The organism is Candidatus Omnitrophota bacterium, assembly GCA_028715415.1.
Taxonomy (GTDB): domain Bacteria; phylum Omnitrophota; class Gorgyraeia; order Gygaellales; family Profunditerraquicolaceae; genus JAQURX01.
Map to the genome: position 1 here is coordinate 1 of JAQURX010000003.1, position 22,823 is coordinate 22,823.

Here is a 22,823-nt window from a genome sequence, read left to right on the forward strand (position 1 = left end):
CTTAAGTCAATAATTTTATTGACCCCTATCTCTTTACATTATATACTGATAAATCAAATAAAATGGAGCTTTAATCTATGCAAATCGGCTTAGGAGTAAGTACCGATAAAAATATTGCCTTCGCAGCGCAAGAAGCGGTAAAATTAGCAAAATCTGAATTAAAAAATGCCCCTGACTTAGCCATCGTTTTCAGCTCTACAGACATGGCTTCATCCATCTTACTTAAAACCATTTCCGCAATTTTATCAGACATCCCGATTATAGGCGCCAGCGCTTCGGTTTTATTTGCCAATCAGGAAATACTTGAACATGGCGTTGCAATCTTGCTTGTTGATTTCCCGGATGGAGTGCATTTCAATACAGCTTTTGCAAAAGGAGTAAACGGCAGGTCAACATTAGCTGCTGAAGAAATCGGAGAAGGCCTTCTATACGGTTTTAAAGATATACCCAGAATATTAAGCGTTGTACTTTCCGACGGCCTAACCGCTGAAAGCACAAATTTTATCGCCGGATTACAAGAAAGATTAGGCAGAAGTTTTCCTTTAACCGGCGCAAGCGCATCCGACCATCCGCTTTTAAAAAGCCAGCTTTTTTTTAATAAAGAAACCTACAGCGATGCCTGTGTCGGCTTGCTCATTGGAGGAAAAATTAACTTCGGGTTAGGGATTAAACATGGCTGGAATCCTTTAGGCAAACCTCACATTGCAACAAAAACCAACGACAACCTCTTAATTGAAATTGACGGACAGCCTACAGTAGAATTCTATCAAGAATATTTAGGATGCGATCTTAAAAGGCTAAAAAAAGACTTGAACAGAATATCTATTTTTTATCCGATTGGTGTGTACATACCCGGAGAAAAAGAATACCTTTTGCGTAACATCGTCTCCTTACAACCTGATGGAGCAATGCGCTTTCAAGGGAATATCCCGGAAAAAAGCACAATCAGAATCATGATTGGCACGAAAGAAACTTGCCTGGATGCAACAAGGCAGGCTGCAGAAGAAGCAATGAACAGCCTTTTATCAAAACCCTCAAAAGAAAACAAAAATGAAATCGGAAAAAAATTCGCGCTTGTCTTTAGTTCAATTTCAAGGCACGAGCTCTTAAGAAGAGATGTCAAAAAAGAACTGGAGGCAATTAAGCAGGTTTTGGGAGATGATACCCCAATACTAGGCATCTACACCCACGGTGAATTAGCACCTTTAAAAGCAATAAGTTACCGTGGGCAGGTTTATTTTCATAACCAATCTATTGCCATTTTAATAATCGGAGGCTAACCTCATGAACGCCGAATATATCGTAAACATAGTGGGTTTAAGCGCATTATTTGCCATAATCTACCTTAGTATCCTTGTTATGTCAAAGATGAAGAAGATACAAGACTTAAACTCCGACGTAAACAGGCTGCAAAAAGCGCTTGAAGAAACCGATGAGCAGGCTAAATTAGTCGTTCGCACCGATATGGAATTAAACCGCGCTCAAGAAGAATTGGATAAGAAAATCAAAAGCCTCTATGCCTTACAAAATCTCTCCCGGGCAATGAGCACAACCCTTGAAGAAAACCAAATATTTAAGAAAATTGACCCTGCGATTATAAAAGAATTAGGCCTTGATAAATCCATGGCTTTTCTTTGGGAGGAAAATGCGAAAAAGTTCCAATTAACTCTTAGCGTAGGATATTCTGAGGCAGATGCCGAGGAAATAAGAAGTTTTTTGGATTACAATCAGGATGCCTATACTAATTTTATTAATGCAGAAAAAACCATTTCTTCTACGCTTTCAAAAAAAGACGATACCGGAAAATTGAATATTTATAATAAATTTAAGGTTAATTCTTTTGTCCTTTCGCCGATTTTACCAAAAGAAGGGTCTAAAGGGATTCTTTTTATGGGGACTGATTATGCTGACGCACCCATTACTGAAGGAGACAAAGAATTAATTACAATACTGGCCAACGAATTAGGGCAAGCATTAGAAAATGCCCGGCTTTTTGAAAAAACATGGAAAGCACAACAAGAATTAGAGAAAAAAGTAGAAGAAAGAACTCATGAGCTTAGCCTTGCGCTTGAAGAGGTAAAAAAAGTAAGTGCGCGCAAAACCGAATTTGTTTCCAGCGTATCTCACGAGTTGCGAACGCCTCTAACGTCTATAAAAGGGTACGCGTCGATCTTATCTACCGGTAAACTTGGGGCTATCCCGGAAGAAGTAAAATTGCGTATTGAAAAAATAAATAAACATAGCGACGAACTTGCTCAATTTGTAAATGACCTCTTGGATATTGCGCGCATTGAATCAGGAAGAATCAGCATGAGCCAATCATCCGAAGACCTTAAGAAGATAGTAGCGGAAGTAGCTGATTTGTTATCCCCGCAATTAAAAGAAAAACAAATTGAATTAAAATTCGACCTTCCGGCCGGATCAGATGTTGCTTATGTTGACCGCGGGCAGATAAAAAGAGTGTTTATCAATTTAATCAACAATGCAATTAAATTTACACCTGAAAAAGGAACAATTACAGTTTCCAGCCACAAGATAAATAAAGATATCCAAATAGATATAAGCGACACCGGCTGCGGAATTCCTCAGGAAGCGCAAAATGCGATTTTTGAAGAATTTTACCGCGTTGATAATCTTATTAACCAACAGCTAAAGGGAACCGGGCTCGGGCTTACTTTAGTAAAAAACATAATTGAGGCGCACAAAGGTAAAATTTGGGTAAAAAGCCAAGAGGCAAAAGGCTCTACCTTTAGCTTTACCTTACCGCAATAAAAGCATGCCAATAAAAATACTCATTGTTGATGACGACCCTGATATCAGAGACGTTTTAAAACTCACGCTTTCAGAAGAAAACTACGAGGTATTGGAAGCCCTGGATGGAGAAGAGGCCTTAAAAATGATCACTGCAAAATCTCCCAATCTGGTCTTATTAGATTATAAAATTCCTAAGGTTGACGGCCGCGAAGTCTGCCGAAGGATAAAAAGCGATTTATTAATGCGCCATCTCCCGATAATCATGGTTACAGGAAAGGGCGACATCACCGATAAAGTCCACGGGATTGACGCTGGAGCGGATGATTACGTGGTTAAACCATTTGAGCCAAAAGAATTATTAGCGCGCATTCGCATGGTTATAAGGCGCTCTGAAAGAGACCTGGAAGCAAACCCGCTTACCCGGCTTCCGGGTAACGTCTCAATTATAAATGAAATTACAAAACGCATTGAAAACAAATGCCTTTTTGCTGTCTGCTACATAGACCTTGATAAATTTAAAGCCTATAACGATAAGTATGGTTTTGAACACGGGGATGAAGTAATTAAGGAAACCGCGCGTATATTAATTAGAGGCGTCCAAGAACAAGGAAACAAAGATGATTTTATCGGGCATATAGGAGGCGATGATTTTGTAATTATTACCCTGCCCTCAAATGCAGATAAAATTTGTGAAAAGGTTATTTCTGATTTTGATACTGCTTCTCCTTCATTCTATAACGAGTCTGATAGAGAAAAAGGCTACATTCTCGCCCGCGACCGCAAAGGAGTTGAGCAACACATCCCCCTTCTTTCTCTTTCAATCGGAGTTGTGACAAATGAATTCCGCAAGATTGAACACGTCGCTCAAATTGGAGAGATTGGTGCAGAGTTAAAAGCAATTGCAAAGAGCCTTGAAAAAAGCAATTACGTAAAAGACAAGCGCAAGTTTGATAAATAATAGGGACACATCCTTTTTCTTCTCCTACAGGTTAAAAATCGGATGTGTCCCTATTTTAATGCGAGGAGAGGGAGTTGAACCCTCACAGTCTTGCGACCAACAGCCCCTCAAACTGTCGCGTCTGCCATTCCGCCATCCTCGCGAAAAATATCTAAATCATCTTACTTTATCTGCTTACTTTCGTCAAGCAGCTTAATCTTTCTATTTCTTTATTACTGTAAAAGAGTCAAAACTTTTGTCGCTTTTCTGCCCGCCATAGGAAACTGCTTTTAGCGACCAGGTATATACCTCACCCTCTTCAAAAACTTTTGATTCCACTTTAAAAGAAGACGTGTCAGAATCAATATTCTGCTTTAGAATCAAATTCTTTTCATACATTTCGTAACCCTTATATAATCTAAACTCGCAATTTCTGATTGTATAAGAATCTATTATAATCCATTTAAATTCCAAATAGTCTTTACCGCTTAAATCAACTTTCTCAGGATAAGGAGCTACTAGCCTTGGCTGTGGAGGATTATAAAAAATACCATCCCCGCGTCCCGCATAAACAAATGTTGTTAATGATAAGAAGCAAACCGCAAGAAACAATAACAAACTACTCTTCCTGTTTAGCATCTTCTCCTCCTCTTACAAGAAAACAGGCACCGCGGAATTTTCGGTGCCTATATGTAAAACGGGGTCGACGAGATTTGAACTCGCGGTCTTCGCCGTGACAGGGCGATGTGTTAGACCAGGCTACACCACGACCCCAAATTGAGAATGTTAATTATAACTGAAATTCCCCTGTTTGCAAACAAAATTTAAATGGGCGATAGAGGAGTTGAACCCCTGACCTTCTGAATGTAAGTCAGACGCTCTAACCAACTGAGCTAATCGCCCAAGGGTTACTATTATAAAAGAAATAAATCCCCGCGTCAACTAATGAGTTAATGAGGGCACAACTTACGGAACGAGCGAAGCGAGTGAACGTAAGTTGTCTGCCCGAATTAATCCCGCAAGCTTTTTGCGGGATAACGTCAACCTGTAGGGTTTTAAAGACTTTCTATTGCTCTCAATGGGTCTTTTGCTTCTAAGATTGGTCTGCCTATGACTAAAAAACTACTTCCTGCTTTTATAGCAGCTTCTGCTGTAGCAGTGCGCTTCTGATCATCTGATTTTGCTGATTTTGGCCTTATCCCCGGAGTTACAATTACAAAATCGCTCTTAATTTTACTGCGCAGATATGCAGTTTCTTTTGGAGAACATACAATTCCATCTAAACCGCATTGAAGTCCAAGTTTTGCCAATTTTAACACTCTTATCGGAGAAGATTTCTGACTAGTAAGCACTGTTACCCCGATTAAAAGGGGCCGTCTTAAACCTGTTTTGCAAGATTCATCCTCGGCAGCCTTAACTGCCGCCTTAAGCATCTCCTCTCCACCTTGAATATGAAGCGTTAACATTTTTACTTTTAGACGCACAGCTGAACGCACAGCATTGGCAACAGTATTAGGAATATCAAAAAATTTTAAATCCAGAAAAACCTCGCCACCTTTCTTCCTAACCACCTCAACAATCTTTGGCCCAATCGCAGTAAATAGATGGGAGCCGATTTTAAATATTTTTATATCAGGATAAAGCTTGTTAAGAAAATACTCTGCCTTTTTAAGGCTGTCCACATCCAAAGCAAGAATTATCTTTGAGTTTATATTTTTCATTTTTCAATTGCACCTATTAGTTCTTTTATGTCGCGAATATTATTCTCTCGGCAATATTTTTCTATGCCTTTAATTATCTCAACTGTGGCCTTTGGATTAACAAAGTTTGCTGTGCCAACACTAATCGCAGTTGCACCTGCAAGAAAGAATTCAATCGCATTTGCAGTATCCATTATACCACCCATACCGATAATAGGAATTTTAACTTTTTGAAAACACTCCCAAATCATTCTTACAGCAACCGGCCTTATCGCCGGGCCGCTTAGGCCAGCGGTTACCATGGCAATTTTAGGTTTTCTTGTATTTATATCAATACTCATACCGGAAAGAGTGTTTATTAAAGCGAGTGCATCGCTTCCGGCTCTTTCTGCTGCCAGCGCAATCTCAACAACATCCGTTACGTTTGGAGATAATTTAGTAATTAAAGGCTTGGTAGTCAACCTACGAACAACCTTCACTACTTCAAAAGTCGCCTTAGGGTCTTGAGAAATTAGGTGCTTTGTGCTTTTATCTTGAAACTTGAAACTTGAAACATGCGACTTTATATTGGGACAGGAAATATTTAATTCAATCGCGGAAATTTCTTTTATTTTACTTAATCGCTCAACTAGGATACCAAATTCATCAACATCTGTTTCGGAAGCAATACTTACTATTATTGGTACCCCTAACTTTTTAAGATAAGGTAATTTATTTTTAATAAATCCTTCTAACCCGGGATTCTCAAGCCCTATGGAATTAAGCATACCCGAAGGAGTTTCACAGGTGCGCGGCATAGGATTTCCCTGCCGGGGATTTAAGGTAATGGTCTTTGTTACAACAGCGCCTAACTTTTTTAAATCAATGAAGTCTTTGAATTCCTCAACATAACCAAAAGTTCCGGAGGCAACCATTACCGGGTTTTTGAGTTTCAATTTTCCTATATGAGTATTTAAGTTAGTCATTTTATTTTCCCAAAATCATTTGAAGCGCTACGACAGCGAGAAAAATCCCAAATCCTTTCTTAAGCATTGGGTCGGAAATATTCTGAACCATACCCGCCCCAAAAAAAGCTCCGATAAAGAACCCCAGAGCAACAAGAAGCGAGATTCCGATTTTTACATTCCCAGCCTGATAATATTTGATTGCAGCCAATAAACCGATAGGCAAAACCATTGCCGCTAACGTTGTCCCCTGCGCCTGATGCTGGCTTAACCCAAAAATATATACTAATGCAGGGATTATTATAATTCCACCGCCGATACCTAAAACCCCGCTTAAAAAACCTGCAGTCAAGCCTGTTAAAATACTCAAAAATATCTGCATTTAACTCCTCCTAGTCCCAGACTATTTCCTGCGCATCAAAAACCGGGCCTTCCTTACAAACTCTTTTAAACCCATTTTTCGTATTAACAACACAGCCCAAACACGCGCCTATCCCACAAGCCATATGTGCTTCAAGCGAAAGTTGCGCAGGGATTCTATGATCTCCTGCAACTCCTGATAAAGCCTTAAGCATAGGAGCTGGACCACAGCCAAAAATAGTTGCAGGTTTCAAGTTGCAAGTTTCAAGAAAAGATACCAATAAATCCGTAGCTATTCCTTTAAATCCTTTAGAGCCATCGTCAGTTGCAATTTCTACCTTGCAACCTAAACTCTTAAACTCCTTCTCGCAGAGTATCTGATTTTTCGTTCTCGCCCCAATCAATATTATTGGTTTACCTGAAACCTGAAACTTGACACTTGAAACTATTTTCTCCGCCAGAAATAACAACGGTGCTACTCCCATTCCTCCTGCAATCAAAATAGGTTGCAGGTTGCAGGTTTCAGGTTGCAAGAAAAACCCATTTCCCAATGGCCCAATAACGTCTAAATATTCTCCTACCTTTCTCGTTGAGAGAATTTTAGTAGCCTGCCCTTTAATCTCAACTAAAACTTTAAAATTCCTTCCTTTAACACTATGGATTCCTAATGGCCTGCGCAATAATGGCTCTGCTGCGTCAGAAACTTTTATCTCAATAAATTGCCCAGGTAATGCCTTCTTCGTTATATCAGAAGACTCGAGCATCAATTCAAAGAAGTCTTTGCCGATTTTCTGATTTGCTAAAATTTTTACTCTTTCCTTAAAAATATTTTTTATCATACTAATATAGAATTAAAAATGATCTTTGCTATGATTAAAAAAGCAAGTATCCAAGCCAAAGAAGAAAATTCTTTCTTAAGCCATTTGGGCTTAACTGAAAATATCCTATTCCCGCCCCTTTTAAACAATACTGAAAGGCTCGGGAAAAATTTTGGAGTATGTTTGCAGTAATTTTTAAAAGCCTCTCCAAATAAATTCTTTAGCTTTGCTTCTTCTTTTGTTATTTCAGGGATATATATTGAAAGATAAACTACAAGAAAAATAACCGCTATCCACCATTTAAAAAGGAACAATATAACTCCCAGCCCGATTAAAAGCGTTCCAAAATACATCGGATTGCGCATTAGTTTATATACACCGGTAGTAACCAGCGTTTTCCCGTCGGGATTCTCATCTGCCTTGTGCCCTCTTGCAATTATTCTTAAAAAATACCCTGAGATAACCAGTAACAATCCTATTCCCGAAAAAATCAGATTGGATAAACTGCTTTGGCCTTCTTGCAGAATTTGTTTATAGAAAAAAACCACTGCCATCACTGATAAAAATATCAAGAACCCTTGAATTTTAATACGTTTTTTCATGCTTAGTTCCTATTTTTGGCACTTTGCGCAGAAATAAGTTCCCCTTCCACCCAAAGCAATCCTTTTAATTGGCGTCTTGCAAACTAAACAAGGCTTATGTTCTCTTCCATAAACCTTGTGATACTTTGAATAATCCCCTTTTTCTCCGCTAAGCTGTATATAATTATCGACCGAAGAGCCTTTATGTTTGATTGCTTCCTGTAAAGTATCATTAATTTCCTTAAATAACAGCTCTTTTTCTTTTTCAGTTAATCTCTGAGCTGGGCGAGCTGGGTTAATCTTCGCTCGAAACAATGCTTCCGCAGCATAAAGATTCCCTATGCCGGAGATAAATGTTTGATCCATTAATAACGGCTTAATCTTTGTTTTTTTAGCTCCAAGCATTTTTTTAAATTGCTCTAAGCTTATATCAAAAGGCTCCGGGCCTAATCCTTGGATAAATTTTAATTTGTGCCAATCATCAATAAGCCGCATTTCGGCAAATAACCTCTGATCAAAAAAATCTAACAACTTGCCATCAGAGAATTTAAAAGTAACCCTGCTTTTTAAGCCTTCCCCCGGATAAACCAACTGCCCGGTCATTTTTAAATGGATAGATAAAGACTTACCATTTGATAATTCCAAAACCAAAAGCTTTCCTTTGCGCAAAATATTTTTTATTACTGCGTTTTTTAAACCGCTGACAAAATCTTTTTCTTTTGGCTCTTGGATGACTCTTGGGTTATTTACAATCACATCCGTAATTTTTTTACCCAAAATCGCCTGCTCTAATTCCCTTTTAATTGTTTCAACTTCCGGTAGTTCTGGCATATTAGATTCTTCTCTTAACTTCCTTGACTGCTTCCTCAACTGTCTTGGCTTTAATGACGCCCGGGATGTCCCAAGATTTTAAACTAACCACCGGTATGCCAAATTGCAGGCAATAAGCAATCTCTGACAATGTTCCGGCTTCACCGGGCAATGCCACAACCACGTCTCCCGCTTTTACTACTAAAACATTTCTTGCCAAACCTATACCCGTAGGGATAACAATGTCTATATGCTTATTTGCATCTTTTTTGTCGTAACCCGGTATAATACCTATGGTTAGACCACCTCCGGCCTTAAAACCGGCACTTACTGCAGTCATACAGCCTGTCAACCCTCCAGAAACGAGCACATCCGCCACTTTAGCGAGTTTTTTGCCTAAATTATGGGCTAATTGCTCCACTTCCTCAGTACAAGCCCTACCTCCTATGACACTCACGACCTTTTTTCTCATCTTTATTTAATGCGCCTGGCGGGAATTGAACCTGCACCACCAGCTCCGGAGGCTGGTGCCCTATCCGTTGGGCCACAGGCGCAAACCTTCTTTAATCTTTAATAAAACAATCTTTTGATCTTTAACCTTAAACTGCTGAACAGAAAATTGCTGCAACTCTTTTACTCCCTTAGCAGCAAGAGATTCTCGCATATAATCCATACATCTTTGTTTGCCCGCACCTGACCCATAGGTTGTAAAAATAACAACTTGTTTATTTTCTACACCTGTACATTTTGCCAAATAAGTATTTATTGCCGGCGCTGGCCCAAATGCCCAAACCGGAGAACCAAAACAAATCAAATCATACCCGGATAAATCATAGTTCGTTTCCTCTAATTTTGCTTTTGTATGGGAGAAGGCTCTCTTACATTGGCCAAGAAAAGATTTTGATTCATCCGGAGCTTTTAATTCTATTTGCTCAACACTTCCAAATTGTAACAAATACATAGCTAATGCCTCTGCTACTTTTCTTGTATTCCCGCTATATGAATAATACACAATTGCGCTTTTCATTAAAATAGGCTTAACTGCTTTTCTCCCTGCTCTGGCTTATTGTTATTATCTTTGGCAATTGAAATAATACCGTATTCCCCATCAAATCCGGCTTTAATATTAACCTTACCCTCGCGTACATTTATAACTGCTTCTGCAATTGCCTTTGGCAGCCCTTTTAATAGTTCTTCTTTTGAAGCCTTAAGAAGAATATTGAATTCTGTGCCAAATTTAGCAATTAACCCCATATATTCTCTTTCAACTGTCTGGGAAGCTTTCCCCATTCCCTTTACATCGGCAATGATTTCATCTAAAGGGATTAAATTTTTAAAAGGGATGCTGTTATCCGGCACAAATCCATCCGGCCTGTCTGCAAGCTGGTCTACGCGGTTCATGACACCTACGGTAACCGGTTTTCCGCATTTTGGGCACATGCCTTTATTTTTCTTGGTTTCTTCCGGGGATAATCTTGCATCGCAAAGCCTGTGGCCGTCAAAATGATATTTTCCTTCTTCCGGAAAAAATTCAATCGTATATAAAAATCTTTTTTTGTCTTTTGTCTTTAGTACTTCTCTTATAGTATTATAATTTAAATCGCAATTAAAAACATTCGCCTCTCTTCCTATCTTCTGCGGTGAATGCGAATCGCTGTTAGATATTAAACTAAATTTATCCAAAGCGCTCAAACGCCAATTCATTGCCGGATCGCTGGAAAGCCCGGTCTCAAGAGCAAATATCTTTGGAGTTGCTTTCTCAAAACAATCCTCAATTTTATCAAACCCTGACATTGAGCCAAAGAGAGAAAACCACGGTGTCCAAATATGCCCTGGGATAACCATGCAGTTTTCATCAATATCAAATACGATACGCGCAAGTTCCGCAGCATCAAGCCCTAAGATCGGCCGGCCGTCGCTAGAAAGGTTTCCGCAGCGGCTTAATGTTTCATTAATCTTATCGGTGGTTTTAAAAGAAGGGCTAAATATTAAATTGTGTATGCGGTAGGTCTTGCCTTTTTTAGAATAAATACTGCTGATTTCTGCGGTTAAAATAAAATTAATGCCGTTGTGCTTATACAAACCGTTGCCAGTATCTTCTAAATTGTGTTTTAGTTCTTCAAGCCAAAGATGATGGGTAAAATCACCTGTCCCCATCAAAGTAATCCCTTTTAATTTAGCCCAATCAGCCAGATGCTTAATATCCATATCCCGGCTTGTTGCACGGGAATATTTTGAATGAATATGAAAATCAGCAATAAATTCCATTTTTTGGTTTAATCTAAATTTTGATATACTATTTTTCCATTAAGAATAGTATATTTTACCACACCTTTGAGTTTTCTGTCTAAAAAAGGCGAGTTTTTTGATTTTGAAACGATTGTTTGTTTGGTAAGGATTACTTCTTGCTTAGGATCAACTATAATAATATCAGCATCACTGCCTGCACTTAATGCCCCTTTATTGATACCGAGTATTTTTGAAGGATTTAAGGATATTTTTTTAACCAAAGAACCCCAATCCAGGATATTTTTATCAATTAATTCCGTAATGCTCACCGCCAATCCCGATTCTAACCCGATTTTACCAAACTCTGCGCGGTCAAATTCAATATCTTTTTCATTCTCGGTATGCGGCGCATGATCAGATGCGATTGCATCAATAATGTCGTTTTTTAATCCCTCTTTGATTACCAATACGTCCTCTTTTGTCCTTAAAGGAGGATTCATTTTCATATTGGTATCGTATCCTACCACATCATCCTCTGACAAAGCGAAATAATGAGGAGCTGTCTCACAAGTAATCTTAATTCCTTTTTTCTTGGCCTTGCTAATTATCTCAACAGACTCTTTACAGCTTACATGCGCGATATGTATCGCTGCTCCTGCTTTTTCTGCCAAATCAATGTCGCGCTGAATACGCAAATACTCTGATTCTTTGGATATTCCCCGCAAGCCCAGCTTAGTAGAAATAAATCCTAAATTTATTACCCCATTATTAGAGAGCGATTTATCTTCACAATGATCAATAACAAGGATTTTTTCTTTGGCTGATTTTTTAAGTGCTTCTAAGAACACTTTCTCGTCATCAACATTAGAGCCGTCGTCGGTAACAACAATTATGCCTGCCTTTTTTAGCTCAGCTATATTAGTAATTTCTTTCCCAAGGCGTCCAAGAGTAATTGCCCCGCTTATAAAAACATTGCACTTTGCATCTTTTTTTATTATCCTCTGCAGCAATTTCACATTTTCTACCGAATCAATTGCGGGAGTTGTGTTCGGCATTGCCAAGAGAGAAGTTACTCCTCCTTTAAGGGCGGCTTTAGTCCCAGTCAAAACTGTTTCTTTGTCTTCTCTGCCCGGCTCTCTTAAATGCACATGTATATCAACGCCTCCGGGCATAACAATCATACCTTTAGCATCAATAATATTATCAACCTTACTTTTAATATCTTTTCCGACCTGTGAAATCTTAGAATCATCAATTAAAATGTCACAAATAGCGTCAATATTATTGGCCGGGTCAATCACCCTGCCGTTTTTTATAAGTATTTTAGACATCTTTAATATGCTCGTTTGCATGGGCGACTAAAAATAATACTGCCATTCTTACGGCAATCCCATTTGTTACCTGTTCTAATATAACTGAATTCATTCCATCGGCTACTTCGCTTGACATCTCAACTCCACGATTTATCGGCCCGGGATGCATTACAATAATATTCTTTTTTGCTTTTTGCAGCCTTTCGGAAGTTATCCCGAAATTCTTAAAATATTCCAGCTGTTTTGGAAAAGCATTTTGTTCATCGCGCTCAAACTGCATTCTTAAAACATTTACCGCATCAGCTTTGGCAAGCGCTTCGTCTATATCGTGCGTTACTGTGACTCCCATTCTTTCTATCTGCGGAGGAATGAGTATTTTGGGCGCACAAACAGTTACATTTGCCCCCAGCTTAGTTAACCCCCAAATATTAGAACGGGCAACGCGCGAATGAGCTATGTCGCCTATTATGCTCACATTTAATCCTTGAATTTTTCCCAGCTTTTCTCTTAAAGTGAAAATATCTAACAGTGCCTGCGTTGGATGCTCATGCCAGCCGTCGCCGGCATTAACTACGCTTGCATGCACATTTTTTGCAAGCATTACTGCAGCACCCGAATAATTATGGCGCATTACAATAATATCAATCTTTAATGCCTCAATATTTTTCCCTGTATCAATAAGGGTTTCGCCCTTCTTCACGCTTGAAGTTTCAGTTGCAATATTAATTACGTCAGCTGATAATCGTTTTGCAGCTACCTCAAAAGAAACCCTTGTCCGGGTAGATGGCTCATAAAATAAATTTACAACAGTCTTACCGCGCAGAGCTGGTACTTTTTTGATTTCTCTCGTTGAAACTTCTTTAAATGAATCGGCAGTATCCAAGATTTGTTCAATCTCTTCCTTGCTTAATTCTTCAATCCCCAGAAGGTCTTTTCTCTCCCAACTCATAAGCTTATTCCTTTTCTACAATAACCACTTCATCAGCACCGTCGACTTCTTCCAAATGCACTTCAACTCTTTCATCTTGTGCAGTGGGGATATTTTTCCCGACGTAATCCGCACGGATAGGAAGCTCTCTGTGTCCGCGATCAACAAGCACTGCCAATTGGATAACCTTTGGCCTTCCAAAATCAATTAAAGCATCCAAAGCAGCCCTAATCGTCCTTCCGCTATATAACACATCATCAACCAAAATCAGGTTTTTATTGGTAATATCAAAATCTATCTCTGTTTTATGTACTACGGGTTGAGTTGAAATCAACGTTAAATCATCTCTGTATAAAGTTATATCCAGAATACCTACTGGGATTGTTTCATTATCAATTTCTTTGATATACATACTAAGCCGCTTAGCAAGTAAATCTCCCCGATTCCTTATCCCAACAAGGCATAAATCCTGCGTTCCTTTATTTTTCTCTAAAATTTCGTGGGCAATCCTGCGCAAGGACCGATTTAAAGCTTCCTTATCAAGTATCTTTGCTTTTGTTTTCATATAATCCCTATCCTTGTAGTCAAAAAAAATCCCAACCGGTTACTTTCTACGGTTGGGTTACAATTTTGAACACTATGTATTTCATTTTATTTACCTTGCCAGCTTCTCTGAGCTAGGCTTAAAGGCCCTTTATTATTTCTTTAAATATAACATCTAAACCCTGCACTGTCAAGGTCAAATAATATTGAAGGGGGGCGCCTTAGGACGGCCTTTGGGCTGATAAACCTAAGGCTGGGGCACCCCTCCTCCAAAATCTATGGTTCAACAGTTATCAATCCTTCGGATGTAATATTTATCTTATTCAAAGCTAGAATTAAATCTTTACCGGTTTTATCAGATTCCAACACAACTAACAATTCTTTTAAATCAGAATTGGTTGTTACCACCCTCTCCTCCTCAATACGCAAAATATCCGCGATACAGCCAATAACCCTGTCTATATCGAGATTAGCATCTTCTTTTAAACAACACTGTTCTAAATATTCTTTGATTCTCCGGGTGGAAGGAACGATCCCGGAGTTTAGCATATTTTGTATAGCTATCCATTCCGCATCTAAGCTATTATTTAACCTTAATGCTTGTGGGCGGTGGGCTGTAGGCTGTGGGCCAACCATTGGTTGAACTACAAAAGGCGTTGCCCGGAAATCAATACCGCCTACTTTTGCAGCGCTATTTTGAAGTTCTTTTGTTTCTTTTGGCGCTGGAGGTAAACTATTTTTATCCTTTCTTGAAACTACAACCTTTGTCCCTTTAACACCATCAATCTGTTGTCGCGAATAATCCCAGTCTTTCATAATCTCTTCAACTCCAACACTCTCGCCACCCAAGCCATCATCTTTCGCTTTTTTAGCCTCAAGAGCACTTATCTTTCTTTTAGAATTGTTATCATAAACCTCAAGCCTTAAAATACCCCTATTGTTTTTACTTACTTCGATAGACAGATATATCAGCAAAGAAAAATCAAGCCTATTGCCATGATAAAGAGCGTTCTTGATAACCTCTTTAATCATAAATTCCGCATCTTCTTTTTCTTTATTACTCCGCATAATATTAAACCTTTGACTCAACATTACCCCTATTGTCTTTATAATCTCGTTTACATGGCGATAGTCATTCTTTACATCTAAAGGAAGACGGTCAAAGTTTAAAGCAACCATTTTGCCTTGTTCAAGCGCACGCACTATATCAACAAAATAATTCCTACTTGAAAGGTCTACCGTCACAATTTCATATTTATCCTTAAGATATCCTTCCAAAGTATTCGTCTTATTACCGGAGCGGTAACCTAAAGCTTCTTTTAATTTTAAGCCATTTAATCCTAACTCTAACTGTTGCAATAAATTTTCTCCGTCCTGGCTAAGTCCATTTTTAGAATTTAACTGCCTTAAGAGCGGCAAAACAAAATTATCAACCTGCTCTACTATATCTGCAATAGGAAATCCTGAAGCATCATTCTCTTCAAAATCATTAGTCCTCAGCAGATTGACTGCCTCATCAACTTTAATTTTTGCCAACGAGACATTACCAGCATCAAAAGCTTTTTTAGCTTCCAAAAGAAAATCGTGCACTCTATTACCAGTATGGCCGAAATAAATAGTAGGCTCTTTAAAAACAGCTCCTGAATTATTATAGATATCCATCACCACTCTTTTTAGCTCTTCTCTGGACTGGGCCAAAACAAAGTCGTATTGTGCTTTTGCTGCCCTGTCAACAACAGGAGAAGGCATATGGCTTATAAACTGCTCAAGTTTAATTTTATCTTTAACTAAGGAAAACAAAATTTCGTTATCTTTAAGAATCCTAATAAACAAATCCTGCAGGCTTCCTGCTCTACGATTTAAATCTATTTCAACAACTTCTAATGCATCCAAATTGCTTAATAATAACGACCCAACGAAAATATTTAAGATAGAATCTCCCAAGAGCCGAATTTTATGTTTATCCGCATCTAATGAAACTACATAATCAAAATCATGTATTACTAAATCGCCGGTTTCAGTAAGCCCATAGTTCTCAAACTTTGCATCACCGTCAAAAAAACCCTGTTTCCAGATTTCCTTCTGCAAAATTACAAACCTTTTCAGTAGTTTTTCAACTAAAGACAGGTCTTTATTGCGCAGGGCGGTTTCCAGTGCTTTATCTAAAGGCGTAACTGTTTCCTGCCAAAGAGCCGGACTATCCAAAACAACATCTTCGCCAAAAAGATTAACCTTGTTTCCCTTATTCAACAATCTGCTTCTTGCTGCTAATTGCTTTCCTTTTTTGTTAAGCTCTTCGCTTATGTAAACCTGCTGCTCTCTTGTTGTCACATTGTTTCTCTGAGCTCTCTCTTTTTGCAGGCTTGTCTGCATTTTAATAACACTCTTTTTGTCGCTTGCTTTATATACGGTTGAAAATGTACCTTCAACCCTATCGCCATAAACAACCCTTCCATCCATTGACAAATCTTCTTTTTCACCTAAATGTGCTTCTCGCCGCTTGGCCTCATTTACCCTTATCCCTTCCATGTCTATTGCAACATCATCCGCATACTCATCAGGACGGTTTCTTTGCATCCAATCAGCCATAGCTTCATGCATCAAAATATCTAATTTTTCCCCCTCGCTTAAACTCTCCCAATATTCTTCCTCCACCAAAACTAAATTACCTTGCCTTAAAACTCTTCTACCGGGCATATCTAACCTTGTTAAGAGACGTATTTCCGGAAGATAAAAATCCCCTCCTAAAATAGAATCCCTAAAAACTTGCTTGTGTTCGGAAGAAATACTTACAGGTATGGCCTTCTGCCATAAAATATCAAAAGTATCTTTGTTAACCTCTGGAAACCTTCCATCAAAAGAGACATCTACCCCGGAACCCCTCCTTTTAAGCTCTTCTTTGATAAGTTCACGGGATATTTTATTGGTTAAAGCCGCATATCTTGCTCTTAAAGAAACAGCGTCAAGAGTAACTCCTTTAAGAGCCTCTTTGTAAAGCTCGAACACTGCGCGCGCTGCCCCCAACCCATAAATTTGACCAACGAAATCAGAATTAGTTGAAAATTCAATTCCAGCTACAATTATTTCCTCTGCAAAATCTCCCTCTTTAAGTAAATCCAAGAATTCATTGGCTATCTTTAGACGGCTGGCAATACTTTTCTTAGAAAACATTGCTGCTTCCATCAGCGTTAAGCCTAATTTGTATTTTATTATATGGTGTTTCTCGTTTCCTGCTTTCTGCGAAAGCTTAATTAACATATCCACAGCCTCTCTGCCAAACAATGCCTCAAGCTTCTGCAAGTCTCCGGTTACAAGAAAATCATAGATATCCTGCAAAGCACTTTCTTTCAAATTTCCCATTGCTTTTAAAAGAGCCCTCTCTTTGATGTAAGATACAAAAATCGTTCTACTTAAAGTGGCGGCTAATGATTTTTGGCTGGTAGCTGCCCCTACAATCATAGCCATTATTTTTTCATCGGCAGACGTTCCCCCTAAAATCCTATCTCTAATCTTTTTGTTTCTCTGGGCAACATCCTCCATAATGGCAATTGACTGGCCTTCTGTCATCGCTTCTTCTAAAATACGATAAAGAAGCCCTGCTTGAGGATTATCCCTTGCTAATATACTTCTTCCCTCTTCAAATCGCTTATGTAAAACCTCGTGAAGAATGACCTTGACCGTTTCAATAACTGAGAGTTCGGCGCTTATAAAGACTAAATTGCTCTTATTCCCTTGGCTATCTTTAATCGTATAAATAACTCCACCCTTATGGAAAAATTGGAATATTCTGGCAATCCATGAATTAGTTGGCACAAAAATTACCTCATTCGGATCAAATTCTATATTAGGGTATTTCTTAAGAACTTCTTTCATATCCCTAAGTGCTGCGCTATGCTGTAACCCCTGCGATAGTTGCATAGGATTATACTTTTCACAGTCTTCCCTTAAAATTTTTATAATTTCTCCGACGGTTTTTCCTTCTGAGCGCTCTTTTAACTCTTTGAGCCTCTCCAGCGCCTCAATACTTTCCTTCAAATCATTTTCAGCAATCTTGTTAGACCTTTTTGCTTCTAGAAAATCATCCCTTCTTCTTTGCATTACAGAAGAAGTGGGTTTTATCAACCCACTCTTAGTTATAAAATCCATGGTTTTCATTTGTTCTTCAAGAACTTCATTTATCCGGGCTATCTCCTTCCTTGCAATAGCTATATTTTTCTCAAGCTCGGCTAAAGCATCCGCAAAAAACTCCTCAATATTGCCTCCAGAAAATCCATAATCTTGGCCCTCTAACTTACCCTCTTTCTCTTTCTTCTGTGCAAAATACCTGTCTAACTGCCTGCGCCGATTCAAATCCTGCAGCGATGTTTCATCTTTCCAATCTGCAATAATAATTCTTTCCACCTGCCTTGCCAACACATGGCCCAAGGCTTCTCTATGAGAAACTTCTTTTGGATTGTTCTTCTGCCAGTTTTCCAAATCAAAAATTTCATTTCCATTCTTATCCACATCAATCAAGGCGTCGTATCCATTTATAAATACCCATGCTGCCACATATTCATGAGCAAGGATAATAAGTGCTTTTTTATCGCCATTTTTTATAGCTTGGGCTAACTCACTACTTACTACAATTATTTCTTCTCTGCCAAAATTATATCTTGCAGCAGTCATGCCGGAAGCTTTGCGTTTACCAAACTCGTCTTGGGCCTGCACAAGGATTCTTGGAATCATATACCTTCTACTACCATCCTTATTTGTTGAAAGGCCTATTATTGCCACAATCGCGGCATTTAAATTATTTGGAAGAGAAATTTCTTTACCTTTGCGCAAAGCTTCTTCTGCAAGCCTTTGTGCGGCCTGACTATCCATGTCTCCGTAAAAACTATTGTCTGAGGCAGTATTTTGTGCAGCTTCATTAAGACTAACTCCCATCTGGCCCGCATTTAAGGAAACAACTGGGCTGCCTTTTACTGAATTAACCAAATCCCTACGTGCATTACCGACAATTGAAGACACATTATTTTCAGTCATTCCTGGACGAGGGATTGGCAAGGTCGCAGCAAGATCAATTCCTCCGCTAAAATACGTTCTAATCACCTGCCCATAAACAGTATTTACTGCTTCTTTAAGATTGTACTCACCGTCTTTAAACGACTTAACATATTCGTTAAAATAAGTGTCTTTCGACCACGGTTCTTTAGAAACTAAGCCATCAAGATTTTTTCTATCTATGAGGCTGCAATATTTTCCATTCTTTCCGTTAAATCTTGCTTTAAACCAACGGGCAAGAATCAATGAATAATAAACCTGCCTTAAGGGAGCATATTTTTTTTCGGTATTAACTGCTTTCGTTAGTTCAGGCAGGATTGATTCGCGCATTAAACTTGATGCATATGTATTTAATTCTTTTTGACGCTCATCATTAAAATCATACACAAGAGAGTTCTTTAAATGGTCTTCTTCAAGCATTACTTTAAGAGTTGCTTTATAAATATAGGCATTGTCTTTTGTTTCTCTAAGAACAATCTCCCCCGGGACAATCCATGGACGGCAAAGCGTAGGAATAGTTAAGTTATCCGAGCCAAACAACTCTCCTGCTTTTTGATAAAGCTTATTCCAATATTCTCGTCCTATAGGAGTTTCCGGAGAGGTTAAATGCGCGGTGTCTTTTTTTAACTGAAGATCGGCTTCGAGAAGGATTTTCCCAAAATCAGTTTTAGTTAAATCGTCATCAATAATATTACTTGCGGCATCGGGTTTTAAATTTACCCAGAAAGCTTCATCCGGAAGAGTAACCCCTGTAAAGAAATAATTAAGAAGCTTGTTTGCAGCTTCTTTTACTTGTTCGGTTCTAACATTTTTTAAATCACCTTTATCTAAAAGTATTTTTAGGTTATTGTTTTGATTGTCATAAGAAAGGTATCGTAAATGGAAGGGCCGGAATTTTGCCTGAAGCGCGGCTTGATGCAACTGATCAATGTGCCCTGAAATATTAAGCTGGCCTGCAATTTGAGCAAAACCGCTGCTTTCAAACAAAAAACAAAAAGACAAAATGAGCGCAATAATTTTTTTTAATTTTTTAGCCATTTTAAAGATTTTTTTGTAAAATTATGAAGAAAAATTAGGTTTATCAGCCTTATGTAAAGTATCATATATTATTAATATTAATACAATACTATATCGGGCTTTTTTGGAAGCGCTTTCTACTGGAGACAAGAAGAGTGAATTTTATAAAAGGAGAGCTTCAATAATCAAAATTTCTTAATTAAACCGATTTTATTCAGATTGGACATTTTGATGCTCAAAATTCCTGGGGAAAGCTGGTTAGATTATAACCACAAATTCGCCGCGGGGCTTGGAATTCTTGAAAGAATCAATGATTACGCTTGTTTTTTCACGCTTTACCTCTTCAAATTTCTTCGTTAATTCCCTGGCTACTACTATATCCTTATCTCCGAAGACTTCCTTAATATCTTCAAGGGTAGACAAAATTCTATGACAAGATTCATAAAAGACAAGTGTATATTCAGAATTTGAGAGTTCTTTTAGCCTATTTTTCCTACTTATTGGTTTATTGGGCAAGAAACCTTCAAAGATAAACTTATGTGCGGGTTTACCGGACAAAACCAAAGCATTTACAAAGGCTGTTGGCCCGGGGATAAAAGTAATACCGATATTATTTTGAATTGCTAAATTAATAATATTGTAACCGGGGTCAAGAATCCCAGGAGTCCCTGCATCAGATACAAGAGCAACAGACTTACCTTCCTGTAAAACTTTTAACAAATATTGCGCTTTGGTGATTCTGTTGTGTTGAAAAAAACTTGTAGTTGGAGTCTTAATTCCGTAATGATCAAGCAGGATTTTCGTATGACGGGTATCTTCGCAGGCAATCAGGTCAGCCGATTTCAAGATTTCAACTGCCCTGAAAGTAATATCTTTTAAATTCCCAATTGGGGTTGATACTATATAAAGCATTATTCCACTGTTACGGATTTTGCTAAATTCCGAGGCTGGTCTACATCACAGCCTCGCTTTATCGCAATATGATATGCTAATAACTGTAATGGAAGCGCGACAATTAACGGTGAGAAAAATTCATCAATCTTAGGGATTAATATAACTTCTTTTGTCAGAGATTTAATCTTTGTATCGGCCTGTGTTGCAATGGCGATGATTTTTCCCCGACGGGAACGGATCTCTTGAATATTAGAAACCATCTTTTCGTATATTTTTGAATTTGGCGCAATACAGACTACTGCTCGATATTCATCAATAAGCGCAATCGGCCCGTGCTTCATTTCTCCGGCAGCATAACCTTCGGCGGGGATATAAGAAATTTCCTTTAATTTCAATGCTCCTTCCAAAGCAGATGGATAATTTACATTCCTTCCTAAAAACAAAAACGATCCGAAATGTGAATGCCTCAAAGCAATTGATTTAATTGAATTTTGATCCTTAAGAATTTCTTTTTGTAAATTAGGGCATGCTTGCAAGTTTGAAATAGCAGAAACGAGCTCGGCATCATTTATAGTTTTTAATTCATAGGCAAAATAAAATGCAAATAGATATAAAATAGCAAGTTGTGCTGTATATGCTTTAGTAGAAGCAACCCCTATTTCCGGGCCGGCATGGGTATAAATTACACCGTCGGACTCCCGCACTAAACTAGACCCCAAAACATTGCAAATTGCTAAAACCTTGGAGCCTTTTTTCTTCGCTTCCCTAACTGCAGCTAAAGTATCGGCAGTTTCTCCCGACTGGCTAATCGCAATAACTAAGGTATCTTTATCAACCAGGGGATCGCGGTAACGAAATTCACTGGCCAGATCAACTGCAACCGGCTTCTTACAGAATTCTTCTATTATATACTTGCCCTCAAGGCCAGCATGGTATGCGGTTCCACAAGCGACAATCATAATATTTTTTACAGAAAGGAGTTCCGCAATATCAATCTTCAATTCTTCAAAGAACACTTTCTTTTTCCCATTAGGTACTCTTTGATTTAAAATTCCCTCTAAGACCCGTGGCTGCTCATTAATCTCTTTTAACATAAAATGCGGCCAGCCTTGTTTTTGTGCCTGAGAAACATCCCATGTCACATGCACAACCTCATGCTTAACAGGCTCTCCAGAAATCTTAGATACTTCAATTTTATCTTTTGTCAATACTGCCATCTCATTATCGCCTAAGAAAATGGCTTCTTTAGTCGCATCAAGAATAGCAGGCACATCCGAAGCAAGAAAATTTTCGTTTCTTCCAACACCGACAACTAACGGGCTTCCAAACCTTGCTCCGATTAACTTGTCAGGTTCTTTCTTTGAAATAGCAGCGATAGCAAAAGACCCTTCCAAACAAGATAATGCTTTTCTTACCGCTGATTCAAAACCAGCAGAATTTTTATAAAACTTCTCGATTAAATGTACGATTACTTCTGTATCGGTTTGACTTTTAAATTTATGCCCTTCTTTAATCAACTCGCTTTTTAACAAAGCATAATTTTCAATTATCCCATTATGAACTATAACAATTTCGTTCTTGCAGTCAAAATGGGGGTGGGCATTAATTTGATTTGGCGCTCCGTGAGTCGCCCAACGGCAATGGCCTATACCGACAGTGCCGGTTAAAGGGCGTTTCTTAAGAAGAGCTTCCAATAATTTAATTTTCCCGGGTAGCTTTCTAACTGAAAGGTTTTTTTTATTGCTTAGGTAGGTGGCAACTCCGCAAGAATCATATCCGCGGTACTCAAGGCGTTTAAGCCCGTTTAACAGGATGGGCTGTGCTTCTCTTTCTCCAATATAGCCGATTATCCCACACATCGAGCACCTACTGTTTTTATTTAGCGAGATCCCGCCGAGTTTAAATTTTTCCGCGCAAACGAAGGCGGGATTATAAGTTTCATATTATTT

General features: G+C 38.5%; 19 protein-coding genes and 4 tRNA genes. 3 read left to right on the forward strand and 20 right to left on the reverse strand.

The genetic code is table 11. From position 1 onward, the window contains the following. The first annotated feature begins 77 nt into the window (after nt 1-77). Genes PHO70_01140 through PHO70_01150 form a run of 3 tightly spaced genes read left to right on the forward strand, consistent with a single transcriptional unit; the run spans nt 78 to nt 3,712 of the window. Nucleotides 78-1,280: an FIST N-terminal domain-containing protein gene (locus PHO70_01140; GenBank protein ID MDD5431585.1), complete on the forward strand. Its 1,203-nt coding sequence runs from the start codon at nt 78-80 to the stop codon at nt 1,278-1,280. A gap of 4 nt (nt 1,281-1,284) precedes the next feature. Next, nucleotides 1,285-2,772, forward strand: a complete 1,488-nt coding sequence (locus PHO70_01145) for a GAF domain-containing sensor histidine kinase (GenBank protein MDD5431586.1) — start codon at nt 1,285-1,287, stop codon at nt 2,770-2,772. Nucleotides 2,773-2,776: 4 nt separating this feature from the next. Continuing rightward, nucleotides 2,777-3,712: a response regulator gene (locus tag PHO70_01150; GenBank protein MDD5431587.1), complete on the forward strand. Its 936-nt coding sequence runs from the start codon at nt 2,777-2,779 to the stop codon at nt 3,710-3,712. 59 nt (nt 3,713-3,771) lie between these two features. Here PHO70_01150 and PHO70_01155 read toward each other — a convergent pair. The 20 genes from PHO70_01155 to glmS all read right to left on the reverse strand — a co-directional run bounded on the left by PHO70_01155 (nt 3,772) and on the right by glmS (nt 22,733). Next, nucleotides 3,772-3,854, reverse strand: a tRNA-Leu gene (locus tag PHO70_01155). Between the two features lie 59 nt (nt 3,855-3,913). Further along, a complete protein-coding gene (locus PHO70_01160) occupies nt 3,914-4,330 on the reverse strand; it encodes a hypothetical protein (GenBank protein ID MDD5431588.1) in 417 nt (138 codons plus the stop codon). A gap of 59 nt (nt 4,331-4,389) precedes the next feature. Continuing rightward, a tRNA-Asp gene (locus PHO70_01165) sits at nt 4,390-4,465 on the reverse strand. A gap of 55 nt (nt 4,466-4,520) precedes the next feature. After that, nucleotides 4,521-4,594: transfer RNA gene (locus PHO70_01170), tRNA-Val, on the reverse strand. 152 nt (nt 4,595-4,746) lie between these two features. Continuing rightward, nucleotides 4,747-5,412 carry an orotidine-5'-phosphate decarboxylase gene (gene pyrF / locus PHO70_01175; GenBank protein ID MDD5431589.1) on the reverse strand — a complete coding sequence of 222 codons (666 nt, stop codon included), beginning with the start codon at nt 5,410-5,412 and terminating at the stop codon, nt 4,747-4,749. Further along, entirely contained in the window at nt 5,409-6,356 is a 948-nt protein-coding gene (locus PHO70_01180; GenBank protein ID MDD5431590.1) for a dihydroorotate dehydrogenase, read from the reverse strand. The genes pyrF and PHO70_01180 overlap by 4 nt, the downstream gene beginning before the upstream one ends. Nucleotide 6,357: 1 nt before the next feature. Beyond that, a complete protein-coding gene (locus PHO70_01185) occupies nt 6,358-6,717 on the reverse strand; it encodes a sulfite exporter TauE/SafE family protein (GenBank protein ID MDD5431591.1) in 360 nt (119 codons plus the stop codon). A 10-nt stretch (nt 6,718-6,727) separates the two neighbouring features. Continuing rightward, a complete protein-coding gene (locus PHO70_01190; GenBank protein MDD5431592.1) occupies nt 6,728-7,534 on the reverse strand; it encodes a dihydroorotate dehydrogenase electron transfer subunit in 807 nt (268 codons plus the stop codon). Then, a complete protein-coding gene (locus PHO70_01195) occupies nt 7,531-8,115 on the reverse strand; it encodes an isoprenylcysteine carboxylmethyltransferase family protein (protein ID MDD5431593.1) in 585 nt (194 codons plus the stop codon). Before PHO70_01195 ends, PHO70_01190 begins: the two co-directional genes overlap by 4 nt. Before the next feature lie 9 nt (nt 8,116-8,124). Further along, on the reverse strand, nt 8,125-8,925 hold the full coding sequence (mutM, locus tag PHO70_01200) for a DNA-formamidopyrimidine glycosylase (protein ID MDD5431594.1): 801 nt from the start codon (nt 8,923-8,925) through the stop codon (nt 8,125-8,127). Nucleotide 8,926: 1 nt separating this feature from the next. Beyond that, on the reverse strand, nt 8,927-9,376 hold the full coding sequence (locus tag PHO70_01205; protein MDD5431595.1) for a TIGR00725 family protein: 450 nt from the start codon (nt 9,374-9,376) through the stop codon (nt 8,927-8,929). A 10-nt stretch (nt 9,377-9,386) separates the two neighbouring features. Further along, nucleotides 9,387-9,458, reverse strand: a tRNA-Arg gene (locus tag PHO70_01210). After that, a complete protein-coding gene (locus PHO70_01215; GenBank protein MDD5431596.1) occupies nt 9,437-9,931 on the reverse strand; it encodes an NAD(P)H-dependent oxidoreductase in 495 nt (164 codons plus the stop codon). The genes PHO70_01210 and PHO70_01215 overlap by 22 nt, the downstream gene beginning before the upstream one ends. Next, a complete protein-coding gene (locus PHO70_01220) occupies nt 9,931-11,172 on the reverse strand; it encodes an endonuclease Q family protein (protein ID MDD5431597.1) in 1,242 nt (413 codons plus the stop codon). Before PHO70_01220 ends, PHO70_01215 begins: the two co-directional genes overlap by 1 nt. A gap of 8 nt (nt 11,173-11,180) precedes the next feature. After that, a complete protein-coding gene (locus PHO70_01225; protein ID MDD5431598.1) occupies nt 11,181-12,464 on the reverse strand; it encodes a dihydroorotase in 1,284 nt (427 codons plus the stop codon). Beyond that, the gene (locus tag PHO70_01230) at nt 12,457-13,395 is read right to left on the reverse strand and encodes an aspartate carbamoyltransferase catalytic subunit (protein ID MDD5431599.1); all 939 of its coding nucleotides are present in this window, start codon (nt 13,393-13,395) and stop codon (nt 12,457-12,459) included. Before PHO70_01230 ends, PHO70_01225 begins: the two co-directional genes overlap by 8 nt. Before the next feature lie 4 nt (nt 13,396-13,399). Continuing rightward, entirely contained in the window at nt 13,400-13,939 is a 540-nt protein-coding gene (gene pyrR / locus PHO70_01235; protein MDD5431600.1) for a bifunctional pyr operon transcriptional regulator/uracil phosphoribosyltransferase PyrR, read from the reverse strand. A gap of 254 nt (nt 13,940-14,193) precedes the next feature. After that, the gene (locus PHO70_01240; GenBank protein MDD5431601.1) at nt 14,194-20,001 is read right to left on the reverse strand and encodes a hypothetical protein; all 5,808 of its coding nucleotides are present in this window, start codon (nt 19,999-20,001) and stop codon (nt 14,194-14,196) included. Between the two features lie 237 nt (nt 20,002-20,238). Next, nucleotides 20,239-20,892, reverse strand: coding sequence for a 16S rRNA (cytidine(1402)-2'-O)-methyltransferase (rsmI, locus tag PHO70_01245; protein MDD5431602.1), 654 nt, complete (start codon nt 20,890-20,892; stop codon nt 20,239-20,241). Continuing rightward, on the reverse strand, nt 20,892-22,733 hold the full coding sequence (glmS, locus tag PHO70_01250; GenBank protein ID MDD5431603.1) for a glutamine--fructose-6-phosphate transaminase (isomerizing): 1,842 nt from the start codon (nt 22,731-22,733) through the stop codon (nt 20,892-20,894). Before glmS ends, rsmI begins: the two co-directional genes overlap by 1 nt. Nucleotides 22,734-22,823: the final 90 nt, after the last annotated feature.

Coding starts and splice junctions, on each gene's coding strand:
- PHO70_01140 (MDD5431585.1), top strand. CDS start 78: ATGCAAATCGGCTTAGGAGTAAGTACCGATAAAAATATTGCCTTCGCA.
- PHO70_01145 (MDD5431586.1), top strand. CDS start 1,285: ATGAACGCCGAATATATCGTAAACATAGTGGGTTTAAGCGCATTATTT.
- PHO70_01150 (MDD5431587.1), top strand. CDS start 2,777: ATGCCAATAAAAATACTCATTGTTGATGACGACCCTGATATCAGAGAC.
- PHO70_01160 (MDD5431588.1), bottom strand. CDS start 4,330: ATGCTAAACAGGAAGAGTAGTTTGTTATTGTTTCTTGCGGTTTGCTTC.
- pyrF (MDD5431589.1), bottom strand. CDS start 5,412: ATGAAAAATATAAACTCAAAGATAATTCTTGCTTTGGATGTGGACAGC.
- PHO70_01180 (MDD5431590.1), bottom strand. CDS start 6,356: ATGACTAACTTAAATACTCATATAGGAAAATTGAAACTCAAAAACCCG.
- PHO70_01185 (MDD5431591.1), bottom strand. CDS start 6,717: ATGCAGATATTTTTGAGTATTTTAACAGGCTTGACTGCAGGTTTTTTA.
- PHO70_01190 (MDD5431592.1), bottom strand. CDS start 7,534: ATGATAAAAAATATTTTTAAGGAAAGAGTAAAAATTTTAGCAAATCAG.
- PHO70_01195 (MDD5431593.1), bottom strand. CDS start 8,115: ATGAAAAAACGTATTAAAATTCAAGGGTTCTTGATATTTTTATCAGTG.
- mutM (MDD5431594.1), bottom strand. CDS start 8,925: ATGCCAGAACTACCGGAAGTTGAAACAATTAAAAGGGAATTAGAGCAG.
- PHO70_01205 (MDD5431595.1), bottom strand. CDS start 9,376: ATGAGAAAAAAGGTCGTGAGTGTCATAGGAGGTAGGGCTTGTACTGAG.
- PHO70_01215 (MDD5431596.1), bottom strand. CDS start 9,931: ATGAAAAGCGCAATTGTGTATTATTCATATAGCGGGAATACAAGAAAA.
- PHO70_01220 (MDD5431597.1), bottom strand. CDS start 11,172: ATGGAATTTATTGCTGATTTTCATATTCATTCAAAATATTCCCGTGCA.
- PHO70_01225 (MDD5431598.1), bottom strand. CDS start 12,464: ATGTCTAAAATACTTATAAAAAACGGCAGGGTGATTGACCCGGCCAAT.
- PHO70_01230 (MDD5431599.1), bottom strand. CDS start 13,395: ATGAGTTGGGAGAGAAAAGACCTTCTGGGGATTGAAGAATTAAGCAAG.
- pyrR (MDD5431600.1), bottom strand. CDS start 13,939: ATGAAAACAAAAGCAAAGATACTTGATAAGGAAGCTTTAAATCGGTCC.
- PHO70_01240 (MDD5431601.1), bottom strand. CDS start 20,001: ATGGCTAAAAAATTAAAAAAAATTATTGCGCTCATTTTGTCTTTTTGT.
- rsmI (MDD5431602.1), bottom strand. CDS start 20,892: ATGCTTTATATAGTATCAACCCCAATTGGGAATTTAAAAGATATTACT.
- glmS (MDD5431603.1), bottom strand. CDS start 22,733: ATGTGTGGGATAATCGGCTATATTGGAGAAAGAGAAGCACAGCCCATC.